The organism is Rothia sp. P13129, assembly GCF_048512865.1.
Taxonomy (GTDB): Bacteria; Actinomycetota; Actinomycetes; order Actinomycetales; family Micrococcaceae; genus Rothia.
In genome coordinates, this window is record NZ_JBLXYA010000007.1 from 86546 (window position 1) to 105383 (window position 18838).

The following is an 18838-nucleotide window of genomic DNA, read 5'->3' on the forward strand; positions in this document are numbered from 1 at the left end:
TAAAATCTACTCTTAGTGACAGCCTGACAGTATATTTCATCGAGTAGGGTTAAAGAGTGACTTTGAATCTTCCTGAACAACAGACTTCTTCAACTACGTGTGCAACAACCTCTAAGCCTTCACGAACCTATGAAGTTCGTACTTTCGGCTGCCAGATGAACGTCCACGATTCTGAACGCATGAGCGGATTGCTCGAAGCTAATGGCTATGTACCCGCCAGTTCAGAACAAACACCAGATCTCATCGTCTTTAACACCTGCGCTGTACGTGAGAATGCTGACAACAAGCTGTACGGTAACCTTGGTCAGCTTGCTCCTGTCAAACGAGCCCATGAAGGAATGCAAATTGCTGTTGGCGGATGTCTTGCACAAAAAGATCAAGACACCATCATCAAAAAAGCGCCGTGGGTAGACGTCGTTTTCGGAACACACAATATCGGTTCACTACCAACATTGTTAGAACGCGCGCGACATAACCACCAAGCCCAAGCAGAACTTCTTGAATCTCTCGAAGTTTTTCCCTCCACGCTACCTACCAAACGCGATAACGTGTATTCTGGGTGGGTTTCTATCTCTGTAGGTTGTAACAACACCTGCACTTTCTGTATCGTGCCAAGCCTACGCGGTAAAGAGAATGACCGCCGCCCAGGAGAAGTCCTCGCAGAAGTTCAAGCACTTGTCGACGACGGAGCTATCGAAGTGACCTTGCTTGGTCAAAATGTGAACTCGTACGGGGTAGACTTTGGCGACCGTCAGGCCTTTTCAAAACTTCTACGTGCCTGCGGAAATATTGAAGGGCTTGAACGAGTCCGATTCACCTCACCGCACCCTGCAATGTTTACCGACGACGTCATCGACGCAATGGCTGAGACGCCAAACGTTATGCCCGTGCTACATATGCCTTTGCAATCTGGCTCAGATAAGGTGCTTAAAGATATGCGTCGCTCATATCGGTCTAAGAAGTTCCTCGGCATCTTAGATAAAGTTCGTGCACGTATTCCTGAGGCCGTCATCACCACAGATATTATTGTCGGGTTCCCTGGAGAAACTGAAGAAGACTTCCAAGAGACACTAAAAGTTGTTGAACAAGCACGTTTCTCTTCTGCTTTTACCTTCCAATATTCGATTCGTCCTGGTACTCCCGCTGCAACTATGGAGAATCAAGTACCTAAAGAAATTGTTCAAGAACGCTATGAGCGTCTCATTGCTTTACAAGACCGTATCGCTGGTGAAGAAAACCGTAAACAGCTAGGTAAAACGGTAGAGCTGATGGTGGTTGCAGAATCCGGACGTAAAGCAGAACAAACTCATCGTCTTGCAGGACGTGCTCGAGATCAGCGTCTGGTGCACTTCTCTGTTCCTGCCGGTTGTGAGCAGCCTCGACCCGGAGACCTCGTCACTTTACCCATTACGGAAGCCGGTTCTTTCCACCTTATTTCAGACCCTAGCGCTGAAGAGTATTCTTTACGTCGTTCACGTGCCGGTGACGCTTGGGATAGAGCACAAGCTGATTCTTGCGGTACAACTGGCACTACTCAAGTTCCTGGGACACCGGTGAACTTGGGGTTCCCCACTTTTCGTTCCTAGCCGTTAAAGGTACTGTGTGATAGCCATGTTTGCTTCTCAAATGCAAGAAGAACACAATTTACCCGTTATTGCTGTTGTCGGCCCAACGGGTGCAGGGAAAACGGACTTTGCGATTGAGTTAGCTCAACATCTTGGTGGAGAGTGTATTAATGCTGATTCGATGCAGTTCTATCGTGGGATGGACATCGGTACGGCTAAAGTCACAGTAGAAGAGATGCGGGGGATTCCTCACCATCTTCTGGATATTCTCGACATTCGTGATGAAGCGTCTGTAGCTATTTTCCAGCAGCAGGCAAGAGAACTCTTCGACCAGATTCGTTCACGTGGAAAATATCCCATTATGGTGGGCGGCTCTGGGCTTTATGTTCGTGCAGCATTGGATATTTTAGATTTTCCTCCCACTGATGCTCAGATGCGTCAACGCCTAGAGCGAGAGCTTATTGAACAGGGGCGTGGCGTTCTTCTCCAACGTTTACAAGAAGTTGATCCTGTATCTGCTGCTCGTGTGCGTGACGATAGACGTCTTGTGCGCGCTTTGGAAGTCTGGGAAATATCAGGGCGACCGTTCTCGTCCTTTATGCCAGAACGTGAGTATTATCAGCCTGCTGTACAAGTCGGGATTAATTGTGACCGTGCTCAGTTGCATCAGCGTTTAGAAGCTCGGGTTGAGAAGATGGTTCAACGCGGTCTTGTGGATGAAGTCCGAACACTAGAATCTTTAGGCCTTCGAGAGGGAAAAACGTCATCTCGTGCGATTGGGTATCGGGAGTTCTTACGTCTTATCGAGGCGGAAAGTTCTGCGTCAAAGAGCTATTCTTTGGAACAGGCTATGATGGATACGACGACTGCGACCCGTCAGTTTGCACGCCGTCAAATCACATGGTTTAACGCTGATCCTCGAGTCACGTGGCTTGATGGCGATACCTGCGAAAAACTCGCTCAGACGCAACAGCTTCTGGCAGAATACTGATAAACATTTTGATATCACAAGCAACGATAACGCGTGTTCTCATCGACGGCGAAAGGCAATGAGTATGACAGAAAATATGTGGGGAGATTTGACCGGTGTTCCACTCACCAAAGGACATGGAACCGGCAACGACTTTATTTTCGTCACTGACCCTGAAAAACAATTAAAACTACCAGAAGAACTCATTGCCCGTGTCTGCGATCGTCACTTTGGTATTGGTGCTGACGGTTTTATTCGTGCTGTTAAAGCGCAGATGATGGAATCTGACGCACCTGAAGACCGCTGGTTTATGGATTATCGTAATGCTGACGGAACCATCGCTGAGATGTGTGGTAATGGTGTTCGAGCTTTCGTAGAATATTTGGTTTCTGAAGACTTGTTGACACTTGAAGAAGGCGATCGGGTTCGTATCAGCACCCGTGCAGGGGTGAAGACTGTCGGCAAAACAGACAACGGATATGCCATTGATATGGGGCCATGGAGTTTCATCGATGGAGATGTCGCCCGTGAAAGTGGCGTAGACTCGCAGGTGAGCGTCCGAGGGCTTAAGACACCTCGTTCGGCGCTCTCCATTTCTATGGGGAACCCTCATACTGTTGTTGCTCTGGGCACTGATGGAAAACTTGATGGGCTGAGCCTTGATGCTGCTCCGAAAGTGAGCCCGACACCTGCCCACGGTACGAACGTTGAGTTTGTTGTTCCTGAAGAAATTGAGGATACAGAAGCTGAAACAGGGTTAGCGCATGTGGGCGCTATTCGGATGCGCGTTTATGAGCGTGGTGTGGGAGAGACTCTCTCCTGCGGAACCGGCGCTTGTGCAGCAGCTGCGGCAACCCGCTTCTGGGCTGGAGATGACGCCCCCGATGAATGGCTCGTGTACGTTCCTGGGGGAACTTTAGCTGTCACCTTTGTAACGGGCCCTGACGACCTCGAACATGTGGTGCTAGCAGGTTCGGCTAGTATGGTTGGAAAAGTCGTTCTTGTATAGTCGTGATGATGTGAAGTTCTATGTTTTGAGAACCTCACATCATCTTTTTATGCGTTGCGAATTAAGCGTTGCGAACAACTTCAAGGATTCGGAACCCCTTAGAGGTACTGTAGCGTGATACTTGAAAAGTTCCCTGTGGCTGTTCTTCTAATTCGTGTGCTAACCATTTTTGTAAAGAATCTGCCCCGAGGTTCTTTTGAACCACGAGATATGCGCATCCGCCCACGTTTAACCGTGGAATCCATGTACGTAATATGTTGTGTAGGACATCTTTTCCTACACGGATAGGTGGATTAGACCAGATGGTGTCAAACCGTAAATCTTGAGGTACTTCCTCTGGAGAGTAGACCGTCACATTGGTCAGCCCTAGCTTTTGCGCGTTGGTACGGGTGAGCTGCGCAGAACGTTCGTTAACCTCAACACCGGTGACCTGAGCTTGAGGGTTTTTTAATGCCAATGTCAGGGTAATAGGGCCCCACCCTGTGCCGATATCAAGAAAAGAGGTGCCTTCTGGCTCGGGTACATTTTCAAGGAGTATTGCGGTGCCTTTGTCGATACCGCTGGGACTAAAAATACCTGATGCGCTTTGTACTCGTACTCGTTGGTTTGCTAGAGTGACGTCAATTTCACGAGGGGAGAAATCGCTATTGGGTGTAGCGGAAAAATAATGTTCGGCAACCATAGCTCACTACTTTACGGGAAAACAGAAGCTGGCGCTTGAACCTTCTTCCTCTGAGCTCGAAGAAATATCGTGGCTTCATACTGAATAAGGGCTGTAGAATGAGAGCAGATTGACGAAAGGTACTATGAATACTTCTGAATTTAATGAGCAGAATCCTCAGAAACTCCCTAGCGACGAACTGTTGAGGGAAACAGTAGACCGTGTTCTTGGGCGTTCTGCATCTTCTCGTTCTGGGGCGCGTGTTTTGGACGAACAAGCACGCGAAATATCTGCCGTGGATGTTGAACATTCACACTATGATGGCGCTCAAGAAGATCTTGCTGAGCGTCGAGCCTTGCGACGTGTTGCGGGTCTATCAACAGAACTTGAAGACGTTACAGAGGTTGAGTACCGTCAGCTTCGTCTAGAACGTGTGGTTCTTGCCGGATTATGGACAGAAGGTACCGTTGCCGATGCAGAAAATTCTTTGCGTGAGCTTGCTGCCTTGGCGCAGACAGCGGGTTCAGAAGTCTTGGACGGCATTATTCAACGTCGTTTAAAACCAGATCCGGGTACTTTTCTCGGTTCAGGTAAAGCACTTGAACTTAAAGATATTGTGCAGGCGACTGGTGCTGATACTGTTATTGTTGATTCAGAGTTGGCTCCTTCTCAGCGTCGTGCGTTAGAGGATATTGTGAAGGTCAAAGTCATTGACCGTACTGCTTTGATTCTTGATATTTTTGCTCAACACGCAAAGTCCCGTGAGGGTAAAGCTCAAGTTGAGTTGGCTCAGCTTGAATATATGCTTCCTCGTTTGCGTGGTTGGGGTGAGTCTCTGTCTCGTCAGGCAGGTGGACGTGCTGCTTCTGGTGAGGGTATTGGTTCTCGTGGTCCTGGCGAAACTAAAATTGAGATGGACCGTCGTCGTCTTCGCGCTCGCATGGCAAAGCTACGTCGTGAGATTGCGGCGATGGCGCCCTCTCGCCAGACCAAGCGTTTGAACCGTCAGCGTCATGACGTTCCTTCTGTGGCGATTGCTGGCTATACCAACGCTGGTAAGTCTTCTTTGTTGAACCGTTTGACTGATGCTGGTGTCCTCGTTGAGAATGCTTTATTCGCGACTCTTGACCCTACGGTACGTAAAGCCCAGACACCTGATGGTGTGGGGTACACGCTTTCTGACACGGTAGGTTTTGTGCGTTCTTTACCTACTCAGCTGGTAGAGGCTTTCCGTTCTACGCTTGAAGAAATTGCTGATGCTGATGTGATTGTGCACGTGGTCGATGGGTCTCACCCTGATCCTGAGGGGCAGATTAAGGCGGTTCGTGAAGTTTTACACGAAGTGGATGCACACGAGATTCCTGAGATTATTGTTCTGAACAAGGCAGATGCCGCTGACCCGATGGTACTTGAACGTGTGCAACAACGTGAGCGAGATACTGTGGTGGTGTCTGCTCGTACGGGGCAGGGGATAGCGGAGCTTCAAGAGGTTATTGCGAAGCGTATTCCACGCCCTTCGGTTCAGCTGAATCTGCTTATCCCATATACGCATGGTGAGGTCGTTTCTCGTTTGCACCAGTGGGATGCAGAGATTCTATCAACAGCTTTTGTTTCTGATGGGACATATATTCAAGTGCTGGTTCGTGAACAACTTTCCTCTGAACTAGCAGAATATGCTTTAGACGACGAATTGATGGAAGTCTTACGACCAGAGATTGAACAAGCTCGTCAGGATGGTGCTGTTGAGGTTTCTTCTCGATGAGTTCTTGTGAAGAACCGGTGAGCGCTCCTACTGGAGAAGAGCTTGAGACGTTGCCTGGAGCGAAGCCTGCTCTTGAACTACTCGATCATGTGATTGCTTCTAGCGGGGGAGAACAGCGTGCTGGGCAACGGAAAATGCTCGCTCATGTGGCTCAGTCCTTTGAACTGAAACGTCATCTGCTGGTCCAAGCTGGTACGGGAACGGGAAAGTCTTTGGGCTATCTGATTCCTGCTGTTCATTATGCTCAATTTTCGGATAAGCCTATTGTGGTTGCGACGGCGACTTTGGCGTTGCAAACACAGATTATCAATCGTGATTTACCGCGACTTTTAGAAACCCTTTCGAATGTTCCTGAGGGGCAAACTGATGTTGCTGTTCTCAAGGGCCGTAATAATTATGTGTGTGTTCATAAGCTTGAGGGCGGTTACCCTGAGGATGAACAAGAGGACACTCTTTTCGCTGCAGATGTGGCCAGTGGTTCTGTTGGCCGTCTTGGTCAGGAAGTGTTGCGTCTTCGTCAGTGGGCTCAGACAACTGATACTGGTGACAGGGACGATATCAAACCCGGTGTCTCTGATCGTGCTTGGCGTCAAGTCTCTGTATCTGCTGCTGAATGTTTGGGTAAACGCTGTCCTTTGGTGGAGTCTTGCTTTAGTGAGCTTGCACGTGAGAAGGCCGCTCAATCAGACATTATTATTACGAATCATGCTCTTTTAGCGATTAATGCTTTTGAAGGTATTGGTGTTTTGCCGGAGCATGAGGTTGTTGTTATTGATGAGGCACATGAGCTGGCAGACCGTGTGACGGGTGCTGTGACGGGATCTCTTTCTGCCGGAATGGTATATTCGGCTGCTCGTTTGGTGCGTAAACACACGAAAGCTAGTTCTGATCCTTTAGAGCATGCTGGTAGCGCTTTAGAAACGTCTTTACGTGGTGTTGCTGCAGAGCTTTTACCTCGTGGCTTGACGGAGAGTATTGCTCATTCTGTGGAGCTGGTGCGTGAAGCTGCACGTGTAGCATTATCTGATACGAAAAGTGATTCTAAAGATAGCGATGCTCCTCGTCAGCTAGCTCGTAGCGCGCTGTCTGAGTTATTAGAGATAGCGGAACGGTTATTGGGCGCTGATGAGCATCATGAGGTGGTGTGGTTATCTCGTCCACAATCGTGGGAAGCTGGGCGTGGTTATGCTCCTGCCTCTGATGATGACCCCGCAACGTTATATATTGCTCCCTTATCGGTTGCGATGCAGATGCGTGATGGGCTTTTTGATGGGCGAACTGTGGTATTGACTTCTGCAACATTAAAGTTGGGGGAGTCCTTTGATATGGTTGCTCATTCTTTGGGGTTAAGTGGTGCCGGTGCTCCTCGTTGGGAGGGGCTAGATGTTGGTTCTCCTTTTGATTACCCTAAGCAAGGTCTGTTGTATGTTGCTGCTGATATTGCTAAACCATCTCAGGGGATTTCTACTGCTCAATTAGAGCGTATGCGTGAGCTGGTAGAGGCTTCTAACGGTGGTGCTTTGGGGCTTTTTTCTTCAAGGCGTGCGGCTGAAGAAGCTGCGGAGTATCTTCGTGAACATACTGATGTTTCTGTTCTGGTGCAGGGGGAGTCTTCGCTTGGCTCTTTGGTGAAGGAATTTTCTGAGGATAAAGATTCGTGTCTTTTTGGGACGATGAGTTTGTGGCAGGGTGTTGATGTGCCGGGGGATTCTTGCCGTTTGGTGCTGATTGACCGTATTCCGTTCCCTCGCCCTAACGATCCTTTGATGCAGGCTCGTACTCGGGCTGTTGCTTCTCGTGGTGGTAACGGTTTTATGAGTGTTTCTGCGTCATATGCGGCTGTTCGTATGGCTCAGGGTGTGGGGCGTTTGATTCGTTCTAGTGATGATCGTGGTGTGGTTGCTGTTCTTGATTCTCGGTTGGCTACTCAACGGTATTCTGGATATTTGATGAGTGCTTTGCCTCCTTTTTGGAAGACTACAAGAACTGATGTTGTATGTGGCGCTTTGCATCGCTTGCATGCACAAGTGAGTTAGCGCACAAAAATATTGGGTGTGTTCCTGTGAGAGGCAGGAATACACCCAATATTTTTTATGTGGTTTTGGTATTAGAGACTTCGTAATACTGATACGACTTTGCCCATGATGGTGGCGTTGTCGCCGAGTATGGGTTCGTATCGGGTGTTTTGTGGTAGTAGCCAGGTGTGTCCGTCGCGTTGGCGGAAAGTTTTGACGGTTGCCTCGTCTTCGAGGAGTGCTGCAACGATATCTCCATTATTTGCGGTGTGTTGTGCACGGACGACAACCCAGTCTCCGTCACAGATTGCTGCATCAATCATGGAGTCTCCTTTGACATGGAGCATGAATAAGTCTCCGTTGCCAACAATTTGGCGTGGCAATGTCATGACGTCTTCGACGGATTGTTCTGCGGTGATGGGACCGCCTGCGGCGATTCTTCCGACTAGGGGTACTACCGCAAAATCTTCGCTGTTGTGTTGAGGTGTTGGTAACTGAACGATGACCGATTCGGTGCTTTTTTCTTCAGTTGTTTCTTGTTCTTCTGCGAGTATTTCGATGGCTCGTGGGCGCTTGGGGTCTCGTCGGATGTAGCCTAATTTTTCTAGTTGTGAGAGCTGGTGTGTCACTGATGATAAGGATGCGAGACCTACGATATCTCCAATTTCTCGCATTGAAGGGGGGTAACCGTGGGTGTCTATAGCTTCAGAGATGGCAGTCAAGATGTGTTGTTGACGCGAACTGAGAGGTTTTCTGCCAGATTGTGGCGCAATAGTAGCGCTGGAGTATGTGTTATCGCTCACGGCGTTCCTTTGTCCATATTGAGGGGCTTGTCTAATGATGTTCTGGCGTAGCACCCCTAGCCATTGCTGAGATAGGGGATTTTAAAAGTCGTTAAACACTACCTGCCAATAAACAGTGTTAGGACAAGAGTATGGCACGTATCGAAAAAGTTCAAACATTTGTTCTAGTTTTTCTCGACTATATTCGAATTTTCTGATAGAACATATGTACTATATAGAACATAGTTTCGATTTATTCAGGGTGAATATTCGATATATAGCTCTATTGCTATCAGGAGGAAATATGTCAAACGTTCTGTATCTTCAGAGTTCAGCGTCTACACGTACCGCAGGTGCTTCACATCCAAATGCGCAGAACGCCTCAGATATTTACTGGGGTAAGTATCGTATTTCCTTCTTGTTGGGTATCGCTCTTTGCTTCATAGCAATATTGACCTTATTGACTTCTCTCTACCTCGCAAATACCGCTCATGCTTCAACGATGCAAGAATTACAACAGGTGACGGAGCAAGTTACGGTTGGATACGGGGATACTTTATGGAGTATTGCCGAAGAACATTCTGCCGGTATGGACGTTCGTGACGTTTTGCTTCACATTATGCACATTAATGATTTATCATCAACATCCCTAGATGTTGGGCAAAAACTTGAAGTGCCTCTTTACTCATTATGAGAAGTATAAGAGAAGAATATGCGAGGGGTATCTGTTCTCGTTAGACTGTAAGAGTGAATGAAGCATTAGACCCCCTTTCAGTATTACCTATTCGTGACGACTTACGAGGGCGCTCCCCATATGGTGCTCCCATGATTGACGTTCCCATTACCCTTAACGTCAACGAAAATACGCACCCTATGCCTCAAGAAGTGATTGACGCAATCAGCTCAGAAATTGCGACAGTGGCGCAAACCCTTAACCGTTACCCCGATAGAGAGTTTACGACTCTTCGCGAAGAACTTGCCCAGTATCTAGGGCACGGTCTTAAACCTGAGAATATCTGGGCTGCTAATGGCTCTAACGAAGTGCTACAACAACTCTTTCAAGTGTTTGGCGGGCCTGGGCGAAGCGTCATGAGCTTTGTTCCCACCTATTCGATGTACCCTCTCTTAGCTGATGGGACAAATACTCGCTTCATCGCTGGGCAACGTGGCTCCGACTTCTCTCTTGGCCTCGAATCTGCCGTAGCTCAAATTCAAGAACATCGACCAAATATCGTGGTTTTGTGTTCTCCTAACAACCCCACGGGAACAGGGCTTGGGCTAGATGTTATCGAAGCTGTCTATGATGCGATGCAAGAACATGATGGCATTACCATCGTGGACGAAGCATACGCTGAATTCGCTCAAGATACCTCTGCGCACGCGCTAACACTTCTTCCGGGGCGCCCTCGACTAGTCGTAAGCCGTACTATGAGTAAAGCTTTTGCCTTTGCCGGTGCCCGACTAGGATACTTCGCTGCAGACCCCGCAATTGCTGATGCGGTACGACTTGTACGTTTGCCATACCATCTTTCTAGTGTCACTCAGGCTGTTGCAATAGCCGCCTTGCGCCACCGAGAAGGACTGCTCGCTAACGTGCAAGATATTAGAAACCAACGTGACCGTATCGTAAAAACTCTCAAAGAATATGGGCTACAGCCAGCCGTATCAGATTCTAATTTTATCTTTTTTGCTGGACTACGTAACGAAAAAGAAGCTTGGCAATGGCTCCTTGACGACGGCATCTTAGTCCGTGATAACGGCATCGCAGGACATCTGCGAGTGACTGCCGGAACAGCATCAGAAACAACAGCTTTCCTTGAAAGTCTTAAGAAGTATTTGGAACATTCTGGAGAACTACCCGCATCTTGCTAACATCATCGTGAGATGATTCTGGTAGTAGAACATTTCTCCTGAACTATCACTAAAACTAAGGTATCTGTCACCTAGTAGCGATAGATACCTGACGTGTACATCATATAAACCAAGAATATATAGGTAACCAATGCCAGCAAGCACTACAGGAATTGGCCCCCGCACCGCCAGACTAGAACGCACAACGAGCGAGTCCTCTGTCTTCGTTGAAATAAACTTAGACGGTGAAGGACGTTCTGACATCGACACTAGCGTGCCTTTTTACGACCATATGCTCACAGCTCTTGCGAAACATTCCCTGATTGATATGACGATCAAATGCAGTGGCGATACCCATATCGACGTGCACCATACGGTAGAAGATACCGGCATCGTCATCGGCGAAGTCTTACGCGAGGCTCTTGGTGATAAAGCTGGTATCCGTCGTTTTGGGCAAGCAACAGTTCCTTTGGACGAAGCATTAGCACAATGTGTTGTTGATATTTCAGGACGCCCCTATCTTGTGCACACGGGAGAGCCAGCAGGCTACGAATTTCACCTCATCGGAGGGCACTTCACCGGTTCGATGGTTCGCCACGTTCTTGAAGCTATCGCTTACCACGCAGGAATCTGCTTGCATATGACGGTGCTAGGAGGGCGAGACCCCCACCATATTGCAGAGGCACAGTTCAAAGCACTTGCACGTGCGTTGCGTCAAGCGGTTGAACCTGACCCTCGTCATTCTGGTATTCCTTCCACGAAGGGGGCGCTCTAACCATGGGCGTAAGCGTTCAATCCTCTCAGGACAAACCCGTTGTCGTCGTTTTAGATTATGGTGCTGGCAACGTTCGTTCTGCTGTGCGTGCTTTAGAGCAAGCCGGAGCTGACGTAATTCTTTCTCGCCAAGAATCCGATGTGCTTGGCGCAGACGGTTTGGTTGTGCCAGGAGTCGGAGCCTTCGACGCGGTAATGACGAGTCTGAAAAAAATTGATGCTCCTCGTCTAATTGGCCGGCGTATTGCTGGTGGACGCCCTGTACTAGGCATTTGCGTCGGATTGCAGATTTTCTTTGAACAAGGTAACGAACACGGGGTGCTTTCTCAAGGTATGGGAGAGTGGCCAGGTACGGTTGAAAAACTACGTGCTGAAGTTATTCCACATATGGGGTGGAATACTGTCTCTGCCCCCGAAGGGTCAGTGCTCTTTGACGGAATCGAAAACGAACGCTTCTACTTTGTGCATTCCTATGCTGTACAAGAATGGTCTTTTGACCAGAATAATGAAGCGATGTTGCCCCCACAGGTGACGTGGTCTACTCACGGCGTGCCCTTTGTTGCAGCTGTCGAAAATGGTCCGCTGAGCGCAACACAATTTCATCCAGAAAAGTCTTCTCACGCCGGTATTCGCCTCTTGCGGAACTGGATTAATTCTTTGCCTCGCACGGGGCGCCTTAACTCCTCAGAAGGGAAGGAGCAATGAGCCCTTTTCTCTCTGGAAGCTTGTTGATGTTAGTGGGAGCTTTTTGCCTTGGTGGCACAATTTCTCTACGACAGCAAAAAGTTCCTCTTGTCGTTCAGGTCGCGATGCTGTGTGTGGCTTTACTGTTCATCGGCTATGGGGGATACGTCCTCTTTGCCTACAACTAAACTTTTACTTTTAAGGAATATGCGATGACAAATCTTTTAGAACTTCTTCCCGCCGTGGACGTTGCAAATGGTCAAGCAGTACGCTTGGTGCAGGGCGAAGCCGGCTCAGAAACTGGGTATGGTGATCCTGTTGAGGCAGCTCTTGCATGGCAGGATGCCGGCGCACAGTGGCTCCACCTTGTTGATTTAGACGCAGCATTTGGTCGTGGACATAACCTTGAGGTGCTCACCTCTGTTGCTAAACACCTCGATATTAATATTGAAATGTCGGGCGGTATTCGTGATGATGAGTCTCTAGAGCGCGCACTGTCTTTGAACCCTGCTCGCATTAATCTGGGTACTGCAGCTCTCGAAAATCCTCAATGGACTCGAAAAGTTATCGCAGAACACGGTGAGAAAATTGCTGTGGGGCTCGACGTGCGTGGAACAACTTTAGCTGCTCGCGGCTGGACTAAAGATGGCGGTAACCTGTGGGACGTACTAGAACGTTTAGAAGCTGACGGTTGCGCTCGTTATGTGCTCACCGACGTAACCAAAGACGGCACTTTGACTGGACCAAATCTTGAGCTTCTTAAAGAGGTCGCGCAAAGAACCGATAAGCCGGTGGTTGCCTCTGGCGGTATCTCTACCCTTGAAGATATTCGCGCATTACGGGAATTAGTTCCTTATGGTGTTGAGGGTGCCATTATGGGTAAGGCTCTTTATGCCGGAAAGTTCACTTTAGAACAAGCCTTGGACGTTGCTGGCTATCCAGCGCAGAACGTTGCACCATAATGAGCAATCATCATTCTTCGAAGCCTCCTGCATCGCGTTCTTTGCCCGCTCATATTCAAGCTCAGCTCAATAGTGCTGGGGGTGAGACTGATACGGGTGGGCAGCCTTGGAAGGGGCGAAATTTAGGTGAAGGAACGAGTCATCGTCATCAATTTTCTGAGGATGATGGTGCGCGTGATGCTGTTATTGCTGAGGTTTTTGAGAAGTTCGTTTCTGGTTCTTGTCGGGAAGAAGATGTTGTTCGTGCTCTAAGCCAATGTCGAGTGTTTGTTCCCGTGGTTGCTGAGGTATCTCATTCGGTTGTTACTGATGAAGGTCTCGTTGCCGATAAAGAAGCAGATATGGCGTTAGTAAGTATCCAAGCGCCCGATGGGAGAAAAGCTCTTCCCGTCTTTACCGATGTGAAAGCTTTGCAACGATGGCATCCTGATGCGCGTCCTGTTGCGGCTTCGATGAGAAAGACTGCTCTTTCTGCGGTAGAAGATGGACAGCAGTTGTTGGTTGTTGATCCGAGTGAGCCGATAACATTTGTGGTGCGCCGTCCTGCATTATGGGCATTGGCTAAGGGTGAGCCTTGGATTCCCTCATATGCTGATGCGCGCGTAGAAGAAGCGTTGAATGCGTTGATTCCAGAGGGTAGCGGTATTGTCCGTGTCCGTGCTGTAGCTGGTGACGGTGTTGCCTCTCAGACGGCTGAGGGGCAACGTCTTTCTGGTGGCGGTGCTGGGCCAGAGCTGAAGATGATGGTGGAGCTGGTTCCTGGCCTGACTCAATCAGAGCTAAATATTGTGTTGGAAGAGTTTCAACGGCGTTTGGCGTCGGATGAGTTGGTTGGGCAGCAGGTAGACTCTGTGCAGTTAGTTTTATCCATGGCGTATTCGTCATAAAGAGTTCATCGTTTTTTCGGTAGAGATGAGGATATATGTCTGAGCGGTATTCGTTCGATGAGGAGCAGAAAAAAGTTCAGGAGCAGGTGCGTGATATTGCGGAGGTGCCTGCTGTAGAGATTATGACAACGGCTGCGGTGCATTTGATGAGTGCGGCTGCTGTGAAATGTGGTTTAGCTGAGGGTGAGGACGCTCAAGACCTTAAGGATTTGGACGAGGCTCGTAAGCTGATTACGGCTCTTGCTGGGTTGGTGACGGCGGCGGCTCCCGAAATTGGTTCTCAGCATGCAGCTCCGTTGCGTGACGGTTTGCGAACTTTGCAGTTGGCTTTTCGTGAAGCGTCGATGATTCCTGATGCACCGGGACAAGGACCAGGGGAGAAGTTCACTGGTCCTGTAATGTGACCTATCTTGTGAGCATCTTTGTGTTTTGCGTTGAAATGCATGCGTAAAGCCGATAGACTATACACAGTTTGCAAGCGGAGGCTACTCCCACCTGCTTCAGCCACATTCATCCATGTGATTAGGTTGACGGGTTATTCCAAGTGTTCATAAGAGTGAATACTTGAGAAGTACACCTTCGTTTGCTGTGCATCGAAGGTGTTTTTTACATCTTCTATGTACTGATTATTATTCACGGGGAAACCCACTGAGCTAACAGGAGCTACTCATTAGCGATCCACGCATTAATGAACGTATTCGTGTCCCAGAGGTCCGCCTCGTTGGGCCAGGCGGCGAGCAGGTAGGCATTGTTCGTGTTGAAGATGCTTTGCGTCTTGCACAAGAATCTGATTTGGACCTCGTAGAGGTTGCACCATCAGCGAAACCGCCTGTATGTAAGCTCATGGACTTCGGCAAGTACAAGTACGAAGCCGCAGTTAAAGCACGTGAATCCCGAAAGAAGCAAGTTAACGCTTCTTTGAAGGAAATCCGTTTCCGTCTCAAAATTGATACTCATGACTATGAAACTAAAGTGGGACACGCGCGTCGTTTCCTATCTGGTGGTGACAAAGTCAAAGCGATGATTCAATTCCGTGGTCGTGAACAGCAGCGCCCCGAGATGGGTGTGCGGTTGCTAGAGCGCATGGCAGACGATTTGGTCGAGGTTGGTTCTGTAGAGTCAACCCCCCGAATTGACGGTCGTAACATGGTAATGGTTCTTTCTCCGCTTCGTGGTAAAGCTGAAGCACGTAAAGAAGCACAACAACGCTCAGGCGGACGCAAGGGTCGCGAACGTGTCGACACTACTCAGGCTACTCCTGTGAAGAACTCTTTGGCAGATGCAATGCCAGCAGAGCTCAAGGCACAGGCGCAAGCTGAAGCGGAATAGAATAACAAAGTAGAAACGGCGCGGATAGCCATCTAGCAGTGTTATTTGAACGTTGCAGGTGTCTTTCCGATTGTCATGTTTTCTCAGTTTCCGTAGAAAACATGAACCTACCTTGTACATGCGAAGAAATTCGCTCAAGAGTTCTTTTGGATACCCTCCAAAAGCAGAACGTAAGGAGAACGGCAGCTATGCCGAAGCAGAAGACCCACTCTGGTGCTAAAAAGCGCTTCAAGCTCACCGGTACCGGCAAGGTTAAGCGCCAGCAGGCCAACCGTCGCCACTACCTCGAGCACAAGTCCTCTCGCCTCACCCGCCGTCTGGCTTCTGACCAGATTGTTACCGGCGGTCAGGCTAAGGTCATCAAAAAGATGTTGGGTAAATAAGCCCTCTCATCTTTGAGAAACTTGTGCCTCAACGGGCAATAACTTTTTAGACTCGCTCCTTGACTGGCATCAGCTAGCAAGGACAATAAGACGAAGGAGACACACGTGGCACGTGTGAAACGCGCGATTAACGCGCATAAGAAGCGCCGAGTAATTCTTGAACGCGCATCCGGTTATCGCGGACAGCGTTCACGCCTTTACCGTAAGGCAAAAGAACAAGTCATCCATTCATTGGTTTACAGCTACGACCACCGTCGTAAAAAGAAGGGTGACTTCCGCCGCCTATGGATTCAGCGTATCAACGCTGCAGCTCGTGCTGAAGGCCTCACCTACAACCGTTTCATTCAGGGCTTGAAAGCTGCTGAGGTTGAAGTTGATCGTCGTATGTTGGCTGAACTAGCAGTCAACGAACCGGCAGCTTTCTCTGCACTTGTAGAGATTGCTAAGAACAACTTGCCTGAGGACACTTCTGCACCTAAAGGTGAATAATTCTTAAAAGAATACGATTGTGCCGTTCTCTACTACATGTAGAGAACGGCACAATCGTATTCTGGGCTTTTACACGGTAAAAGATACAGAAAAATATATATCCGGTAGAGTGGAGACCGTGGATTTTAAAAAACGTTTAAGTACCCCCGTTGTCATGGAAAACCCTCAGGCTGACCGTGTTAAAGATATTGCAACACTAGCAACACGTCGTGGGCGCAATAAGAAAAAACAATTTCTCGTAGAAGGCCCACAAGCCGTGCGTGAAGCCCTCACCTCACATCTTCATACCCCACTTCTTGACGCCGTATACGTCACAGAACGTGCCTTCGACCGTCACCGTGATATTGCTGAACTACTCGAAAAAGTACATGGCACGCCAACACCAGAACAAGGACGTAAAGTCTTCATGCGTATGGTGACTGAAGAAGTACTTGAAGCCATGTCAGACGCCGTCACCCCACAAGGCATGATTGCGGTAGCGTTCATTCAAGAACCTGACCTATCACGTATCTTCTTCGCTGAAGGAAAGATACCGCAATTGGTGGCTGTACTTGCACGCTTGCAAGATCCCGGTAACGCCGGCACCATCATTCGTGCCGCCGATGCCGCCGGCGCAGATTTAATCGTGACCACCACCGACACCGTAGATATTTATAACCCCAAGACGGTACGTTCTACTGCTGGGTCACTTTTTCACCTTCCTGTGATAAGTAACCTTGCGCTCACAGAGTTTCTTGATACTGCACGTCGTTACGGTATGGGTATTCTTGCTGCAGATGGTTATGGTGCGCTGGACCTTGACGAATTATCGGATATTGCGGCAGCTAAACGATGGGCAGTTCCTCACGACGAAAGCTCATACGATCTGTCACAACCGACAGCATGGCTTTTTGGTAATGAGGCTCAAGGGCTAAGTACCGATGAGAAAACTCTAGCTGATGAGCGCGTTGCAGTTCCGGTTCATGGTTCTGCAGAGTCTCTCAACGTTAGTGTGGCAGCTGCCCTGTGTCTCTATGCTTCAGCTCGAGCGCAACACGGAACGAAAAAATGACCCAGATTTTTCCTCTCCAAGTTGTTGGTGGGGCTATCGTAGATTCTCTTGAGAAACCTACTCGACTTCTGATTGGGCAACGTCATGCTCCCAAAGAACTTGCTGGTTTATGGGAGTTTCCTGGCGGAAAAGTTGAGGCAGGTGAGAGTTGTGAACAAGCCTTAGCACGGGAACTCGACGAAGAACTTTCGATACACGTCACTCTTGGCCAAGAAATTACAGGACCTCACCGGCAAGGTTGGGCGCTATCGGAGCATGCTGCTATGCGTGTATGGTTCTGTACCATCTCGTCAGGAGAAGTCCACATGATTGAAGGACACCAACAAATACAATGGGTCGATATCAACCACAATCTATTATCTATTGACTGGATACCGGCAGATTACCCAATTGTTCAACAACTGATTAAGATGACAACAAGCTCTTACCTGAGTGAACCGTGTACAGAGAACGCTGAAGGTACACTAAACTAGGATGAAGACGAGAATAGAAGGCGCATACCGCGCTGTACACTATGCAACGAGATGAGTTATTAATGACTGATTCATTATCTGAAAGCACCAATCTGCCAGAGTCTTACCATATTCTGGCGAACCTTCAAGAAGTTCTTGAAGCAGATTCTGCGCAGGGATTAGAGCGAGTGAAGGATGCTTTTTCCCAAGAACTTTCACGCGCATTAGCTGCCGTTGAAGAATCTTCAAGTACTTTTGACGAGCTAAAACAAACACGTTTAGCGTTCCTTGGTGATAAGGGAAGTTTCACTCTTGCGAATAAGCAGATGCGTCACCTCTCTAAAGAGCACAAAGCTGAGATTGGCAAACTCATGGGGCAGGCGCGTGGACGTCTGACTCAAGCCATTGAAGCGCGTAATGCTGAGCTTGAACAAGAACATGCGGCTCGTATTCTCGTTGAGGAAGCTGTAGATGTTACTGCTGTTTCTGCACGTCGTGCACTAGGCGGACGTCACCCTATTAACATTTTGCAAGATCGTCTCACCGATATTTTTGTGGCTATGGGATGGGAAGTTGCTGACGGTCCTGAAGTTGAATCAGAATGGTACAACTTCGACTCCTTGAACTTCCCGCCAGATCACCCCGCTCGAGAACTACAAGATACATTTTTCGTCGAACCTGTACAGGCGCATTTGATGCTACGCACTCACACTTCACCAGTGCAGATGCGTTCCTTGCTCACTCGTGAGCTCCCGGTATATGTTGTCTGCCCCGGTCAGGTGTATCGTACTGACGAACTCGACGCAACTCATACACCAGTATTCCACCAGATTGAAGGTCTTGCCGTAGATAAAGGGCTCACCATGGCAGACCTTAAAGGCACTCTCGAACACATGGCTCGAGAAATGTTTGGTGATGACGCAAAAATTCGTTTACGCCCCAATTACTTCCCATTCACAGAGCCTTCTGCCGAACTAGACCTTTGGCACCCTGGTGCTAAGGGCGGTCCTCGTTGGATTGAATGGGGCGGTTGTGGCATGGTTAACCCGCAGGTGCTCCGAGCAGCAGGTATTGACCCAGAAGAATACTCCGGATTTGCTTTTGGTATGGGTATTGAAAGAACTTTGATGTTCCGCAACGGAGTAGAAGATATGCGCGACATTATCGAAGGCGACGTTCGCTTTTCACAGCAGTTTGGAATGGAGATTTAAA

The 18838-nt window shown here is 48.7% G+C and carries 21 protein-coding genes; 19 read left to right on the forward strand and 2 right to left on the reverse strand.

What is annotated here, in order from left to right:
• The first annotated feature begins 62 nt into the window (after positions 1-62).
• From miaB to dapF, 3 genes are read left to right on the forward strand one after another with little or no spacing between them, the layout of a single operon-like run.
• Positions 63-1586 (forward strand): tRNA (N6-isopentenyl adenosine(37)-C2)-methylthiotransferase MiaB, encoded by a 1524-nt coding sequence (gene miaB / locus ACN081_RS06140; protein WP_419107283.1) that lies wholly within the window; start codon positions 63-65, stop codon positions 1584-1586.
• 25 nt (positions 1587-1611) lie between these two features.
• The gene (miaA, locus tag ACN081_RS06145; protein ID WP_419107264.1) at positions 1612-2556 is read left to right on the forward strand and encodes a tRNA (adenosine(37)-N6)-dimethylallyltransferase MiaA; all 945 of its coding nucleotides are present in this window, start codon (positions 1612-1614) and stop codon (positions 2554-2556) included.
• Between the two features lie 58 nt (positions 2557-2614).
• Entirely contained in the window at positions 2615-3544 is a 930-nt protein-coding gene (dapF, locus tag ACN081_RS06150) for a diaminopimelate epimerase (protein ID WP_419107265.1), read from the forward strand.
• A 61-nt stretch (positions 3545-3605) separates the two neighbouring features.
• On the opposite strand, the gene ACN081_RS06155 is transcribed toward dapF, so the two are convergent.
• Positions 3606-4226, reverse strand: a complete 621-nt coding sequence (locus tag ACN081_RS06155) for a class I SAM-dependent methyltransferase (protein WP_419107266.1) — start codon at positions 4224-4226, stop codon at positions 3606-3608.
• Between the two features lie 124 nt (positions 4227-4350).
• Here ACN081_RS06155 and hflX point away from each other — a divergent pair, with 124 nt between their 5' ends.
• Both hflX and ACN081_RS06165 read left to right on the forward strand, forming a co-directional pair.
• The gene (gene hflX, locus ACN081_RS06160) at positions 4351-5967 is read left to right on the forward strand and encodes a GTPase HflX (RefSeq protein WP_419103244.1); all 1617 of its coding nucleotides are present in this window, start codon (positions 4351-4353) and stop codon (positions 5965-5967) included.
• Positions 5964-8003 carry an ATP-dependent DNA helicase gene (locus tag ACN081_RS06165; protein WP_419103243.1) on the forward strand — a complete coding sequence of 680 codons (2040 nt, stop codon included), beginning with the start codon at positions 5964-5966 and terminating at the stop codon, positions 8001-8003. The genes hflX and ACN081_RS06165 overlap by 4 nt, the downstream gene beginning before the upstream one ends.
• A gap of 71 nt (positions 8004-8074) precedes the next feature.
• Here the strand turns inward: ACN081_RS06165 and lexA are convergent, their stop codons facing one another.
• Entirely contained in the window at positions 8075-8785 is a 711-nt protein-coding gene (lexA, locus tag ACN081_RS06170) for a transcriptional repressor LexA (protein ID WP_419103242.1), read from the reverse strand.
• Between the two features lie 283 nt (positions 8786-9068).
• On the opposite strand from lexA, the gene ACN081_RS06175 reads away from it, so the two are divergent.
• From ACN081_RS06175 to pheS, 14 genes are all read left to right on the forward strand, one after another.
• On the forward strand, positions 9069-9458 hold the full coding sequence (locus ACN081_RS06175; RefSeq protein WP_419103241.1) for a LysM peptidoglycan-binding domain-containing protein: 390 nt from the start codon (positions 9069-9071) through the stop codon (positions 9456-9458).
• 53 nt (positions 9459-9511) lie between these two features.
• Positions 9512-10636, forward strand: a complete 1125-nt coding sequence (locus tag ACN081_RS06180) for a histidinol-phosphate transaminase (protein ID WP_419107267.1) — start codon at positions 9512-9514, stop codon at positions 10634-10636.
• Between the two features lie 130 nt (positions 10637-10766).
• A complete protein-coding gene (gene hisB, locus ACN081_RS06185; protein WP_419103239.1) occupies positions 10767-11390 on the forward strand; it encodes an imidazoleglycerol-phosphate dehydratase HisB in 624 nt (207 codons plus the stop codon).
• Between the two features lie 2 nt (positions 11391-11392).
• Complete coding sequence (hisH, locus tag ACN081_RS06190) at positions 11393-12094, forward strand: imidazole glycerol phosphate synthase subunit HisH (RefSeq protein WP_419107268.1); 702 nt, start codon at positions 11393-11395, stop codon at positions 12092-12094.
• The gene (locus tag ACN081_RS06195) at positions 12091-12261 is read left to right on the forward strand and encodes a hypothetical protein (RefSeq protein ID WP_419103237.1); all 171 of its coding nucleotides are present in this window, start codon (positions 12091-12093) and stop codon (positions 12259-12261) included. The genes hisH and ACN081_RS06195 overlap by 4 nt, the downstream gene beginning before the upstream one ends.
• Before the next feature lie 24 nt (positions 12262-12285).
• Positions 12286-13035 carry a bifunctional 1-(5-phosphoribosyl)-5-((5-phosphoribosylamino)methylideneamino)imidazole-4-carboxamide isomerase/phosphoribosylanthranilate isomerase PriA gene (gene priA / locus ACN081_RS06200; protein ID WP_419107269.1) on the forward strand — a complete coding sequence of 250 codons (750 nt, stop codon included), beginning with the start codon at positions 12286-12288 and terminating at the stop codon, positions 13033-13035.
• Positions 13035-13922 (forward strand): SseB family protein, encoded by an 888-nt coding sequence (locus tag ACN081_RS06205; RefSeq protein ID WP_419107270.1) that lies wholly within the window; start codon positions 13035-13037, stop codon positions 13920-13922. The genes priA and ACN081_RS06205 overlap by 1 nt, the downstream gene beginning before the upstream one ends.
• Positions 13923-13957: 35 nt before the next feature.
• A complete protein-coding gene (locus tag ACN081_RS06210; protein ID WP_419103234.1) occupies positions 13958-14326 on the forward strand; it encodes a DUF1844 domain-containing protein in 369 nt (122 codons plus the stop codon).
• A 292-nt stretch (positions 14327-14618) separates the two neighbouring features.
• On the forward strand, positions 14619-15251 hold the full coding sequence (gene infC / locus ACN081_RS06215) for a translation initiation factor IF-3 (RefSeq protein ID WP_419107284.1): 633 nt from the start codon (positions 14619-14621) through the stop codon (positions 15249-15251).
• Positions 15252-15439: 188 nt separating this feature from the next.
• Positions 15440-15634, forward strand: coding sequence for a 50S ribosomal protein L35 (gene rpmI, locus ACN081_RS06220; RefSeq protein ID WP_135011425.1), 195 nt, complete (start codon positions 15440-15442; stop codon positions 15632-15634).
• A gap of 105 nt (positions 15635-15739) precedes the next feature.
• Entirely contained in the window at positions 15740-16123 is a 384-nt protein-coding gene (gene rplT / locus ACN081_RS06225) for a 50S ribosomal protein L20 (RefSeq protein ID WP_419102204.1), read from the forward strand.
• Between the two features lie 154 nt (positions 16124-16277).
• Positions 16278-17174, forward strand: coding sequence for a TrmH family RNA methyltransferase (locus tag ACN081_RS06230; protein WP_419107285.1), 897 nt, complete (start codon positions 16278-16280; stop codon positions 17172-17174).
• Positions 17171-17647: a (deoxy)nucleoside triphosphate pyrophosphohydrolase gene (locus ACN081_RS06235; protein ID WP_419107271.1), complete on the forward strand. Its 477-nt coding sequence runs from the start codon at positions 17171-17173 to the stop codon at positions 17645-17647. The genes ACN081_RS06230 and ACN081_RS06235 overlap by 4 nt, the downstream gene beginning before the upstream one ends.
• 62 nt (positions 17648-17709) lie before the next feature.
• Positions 17710-18837, forward strand: coding sequence for a phenylalanine--tRNA ligase subunit alpha (pheS, locus tag ACN081_RS06240; RefSeq protein ID WP_419107272.1), 1128 nt, complete (start codon positions 17710-17712; stop codon positions 18835-18837).
• Position 18838: the final 1 nt, after the last annotated feature.

Bases quoted from the DNA above. Each gene is read 5' to 3' on its own strand.
- miaA (WP_419107264.1), top strand. From the start codon at position 1,612: ATGTTTGCTTCTCAAATGCAAGAAGAACACAATTTACCCGTTATTGCT.
- dapF (WP_419107265.1), top strand. From the start codon at position 2,615: ATGAGTATGACAGAAAATATGTGGGGAGATTTGACCGGTGTTCCACTC.
- ACN081_RS06155 (WP_419107266.1), bottom strand. From the start codon at position 4,226: ATGGTTGCCGAACATTATTTTTCCGCTACACCCAATAGCGATTTCTCC.
- hflX (WP_419103244.1), top strand. From the start codon at position 4,351: ATGAATACTTCTGAATTTAATGAGCAGAATCCTCAGAAACTCCCTAGC.
- ACN081_RS06165 (WP_419103243.1), top strand. From the start codon at position 5,964: ATGAGTTCTTGTGAAGAACCGGTGAGCGCTCCTACTGGAGAAGAGCTT.
- ACN081_RS06175 (WP_419103241.1), top strand. From the start codon at position 9,069: ATGTCAAACGTTCTGTATCTTCAGAGTTCAGCGTCTACACGTACCGCA.
- hisB (WP_419103239.1), top strand. From the start codon at position 10,767: ATGCCAGCAAGCACTACAGGAATTGGCCCCCGCACCGCCAGACTAGAA.
- hisH (WP_419107268.1), top strand. From the start codon at position 11,393: ATGGGCGTAAGCGTTCAATCCTCTCAGGACAAACCCGTTGTCGTCGTT.
- ACN081_RS06195 (WP_419103237.1), top strand. From the start codon at position 12,091: ATGAGCCCTTTTCTCTCTGGAAGCTTGTTGATGTTAGTGGGAGCTTTT.
- priA (WP_419107269.1), top strand. From the start codon at position 12,286: ATGACAAATCTTTTAGAACTTCTTCCCGCCGTGGACGTTGCAAATGGT.
- ACN081_RS06205 (WP_419107270.1), top strand. From the start codon at position 13,035: ATGAGCAATCATCATTCTTCGAAGCCTCCTGCATCGCGTTCTTTGCCC.
- ACN081_RS06210 (WP_419103234.1), top strand. From the start codon at position 13,958: ATGTCTGAGCGGTATTCGTTCGATGAGGAGCAGAAAAAAGTTCAGGAG.
- rpmI (WP_135011425.1), top strand. From the start codon at position 15,440: ATGCCGAAGCAGAAGACCCACTCTGGTGCTAAAAAGCGCTTCAAGCTC.
- ACN081_RS06230 (WP_419107285.1), top strand. From the start codon at position 16,278: ATGGAAAACCCTCAGGCTGACCGTGTTAAAGATATTGCAACACTAGCA.
- ACN081_RS06235 (WP_419107271.1), top strand. From the start codon at position 17,171: ATGACCCAGATTTTTCCTCTCCAAGTTGTTGGTGGGGCTATCGTAGAT.
- pheS (WP_419107272.1), top strand. From the start codon at position 17,710: ATGACTGATTCATTATCTGAAAGCACCAATCTGCCAGAGTCTTACCAT.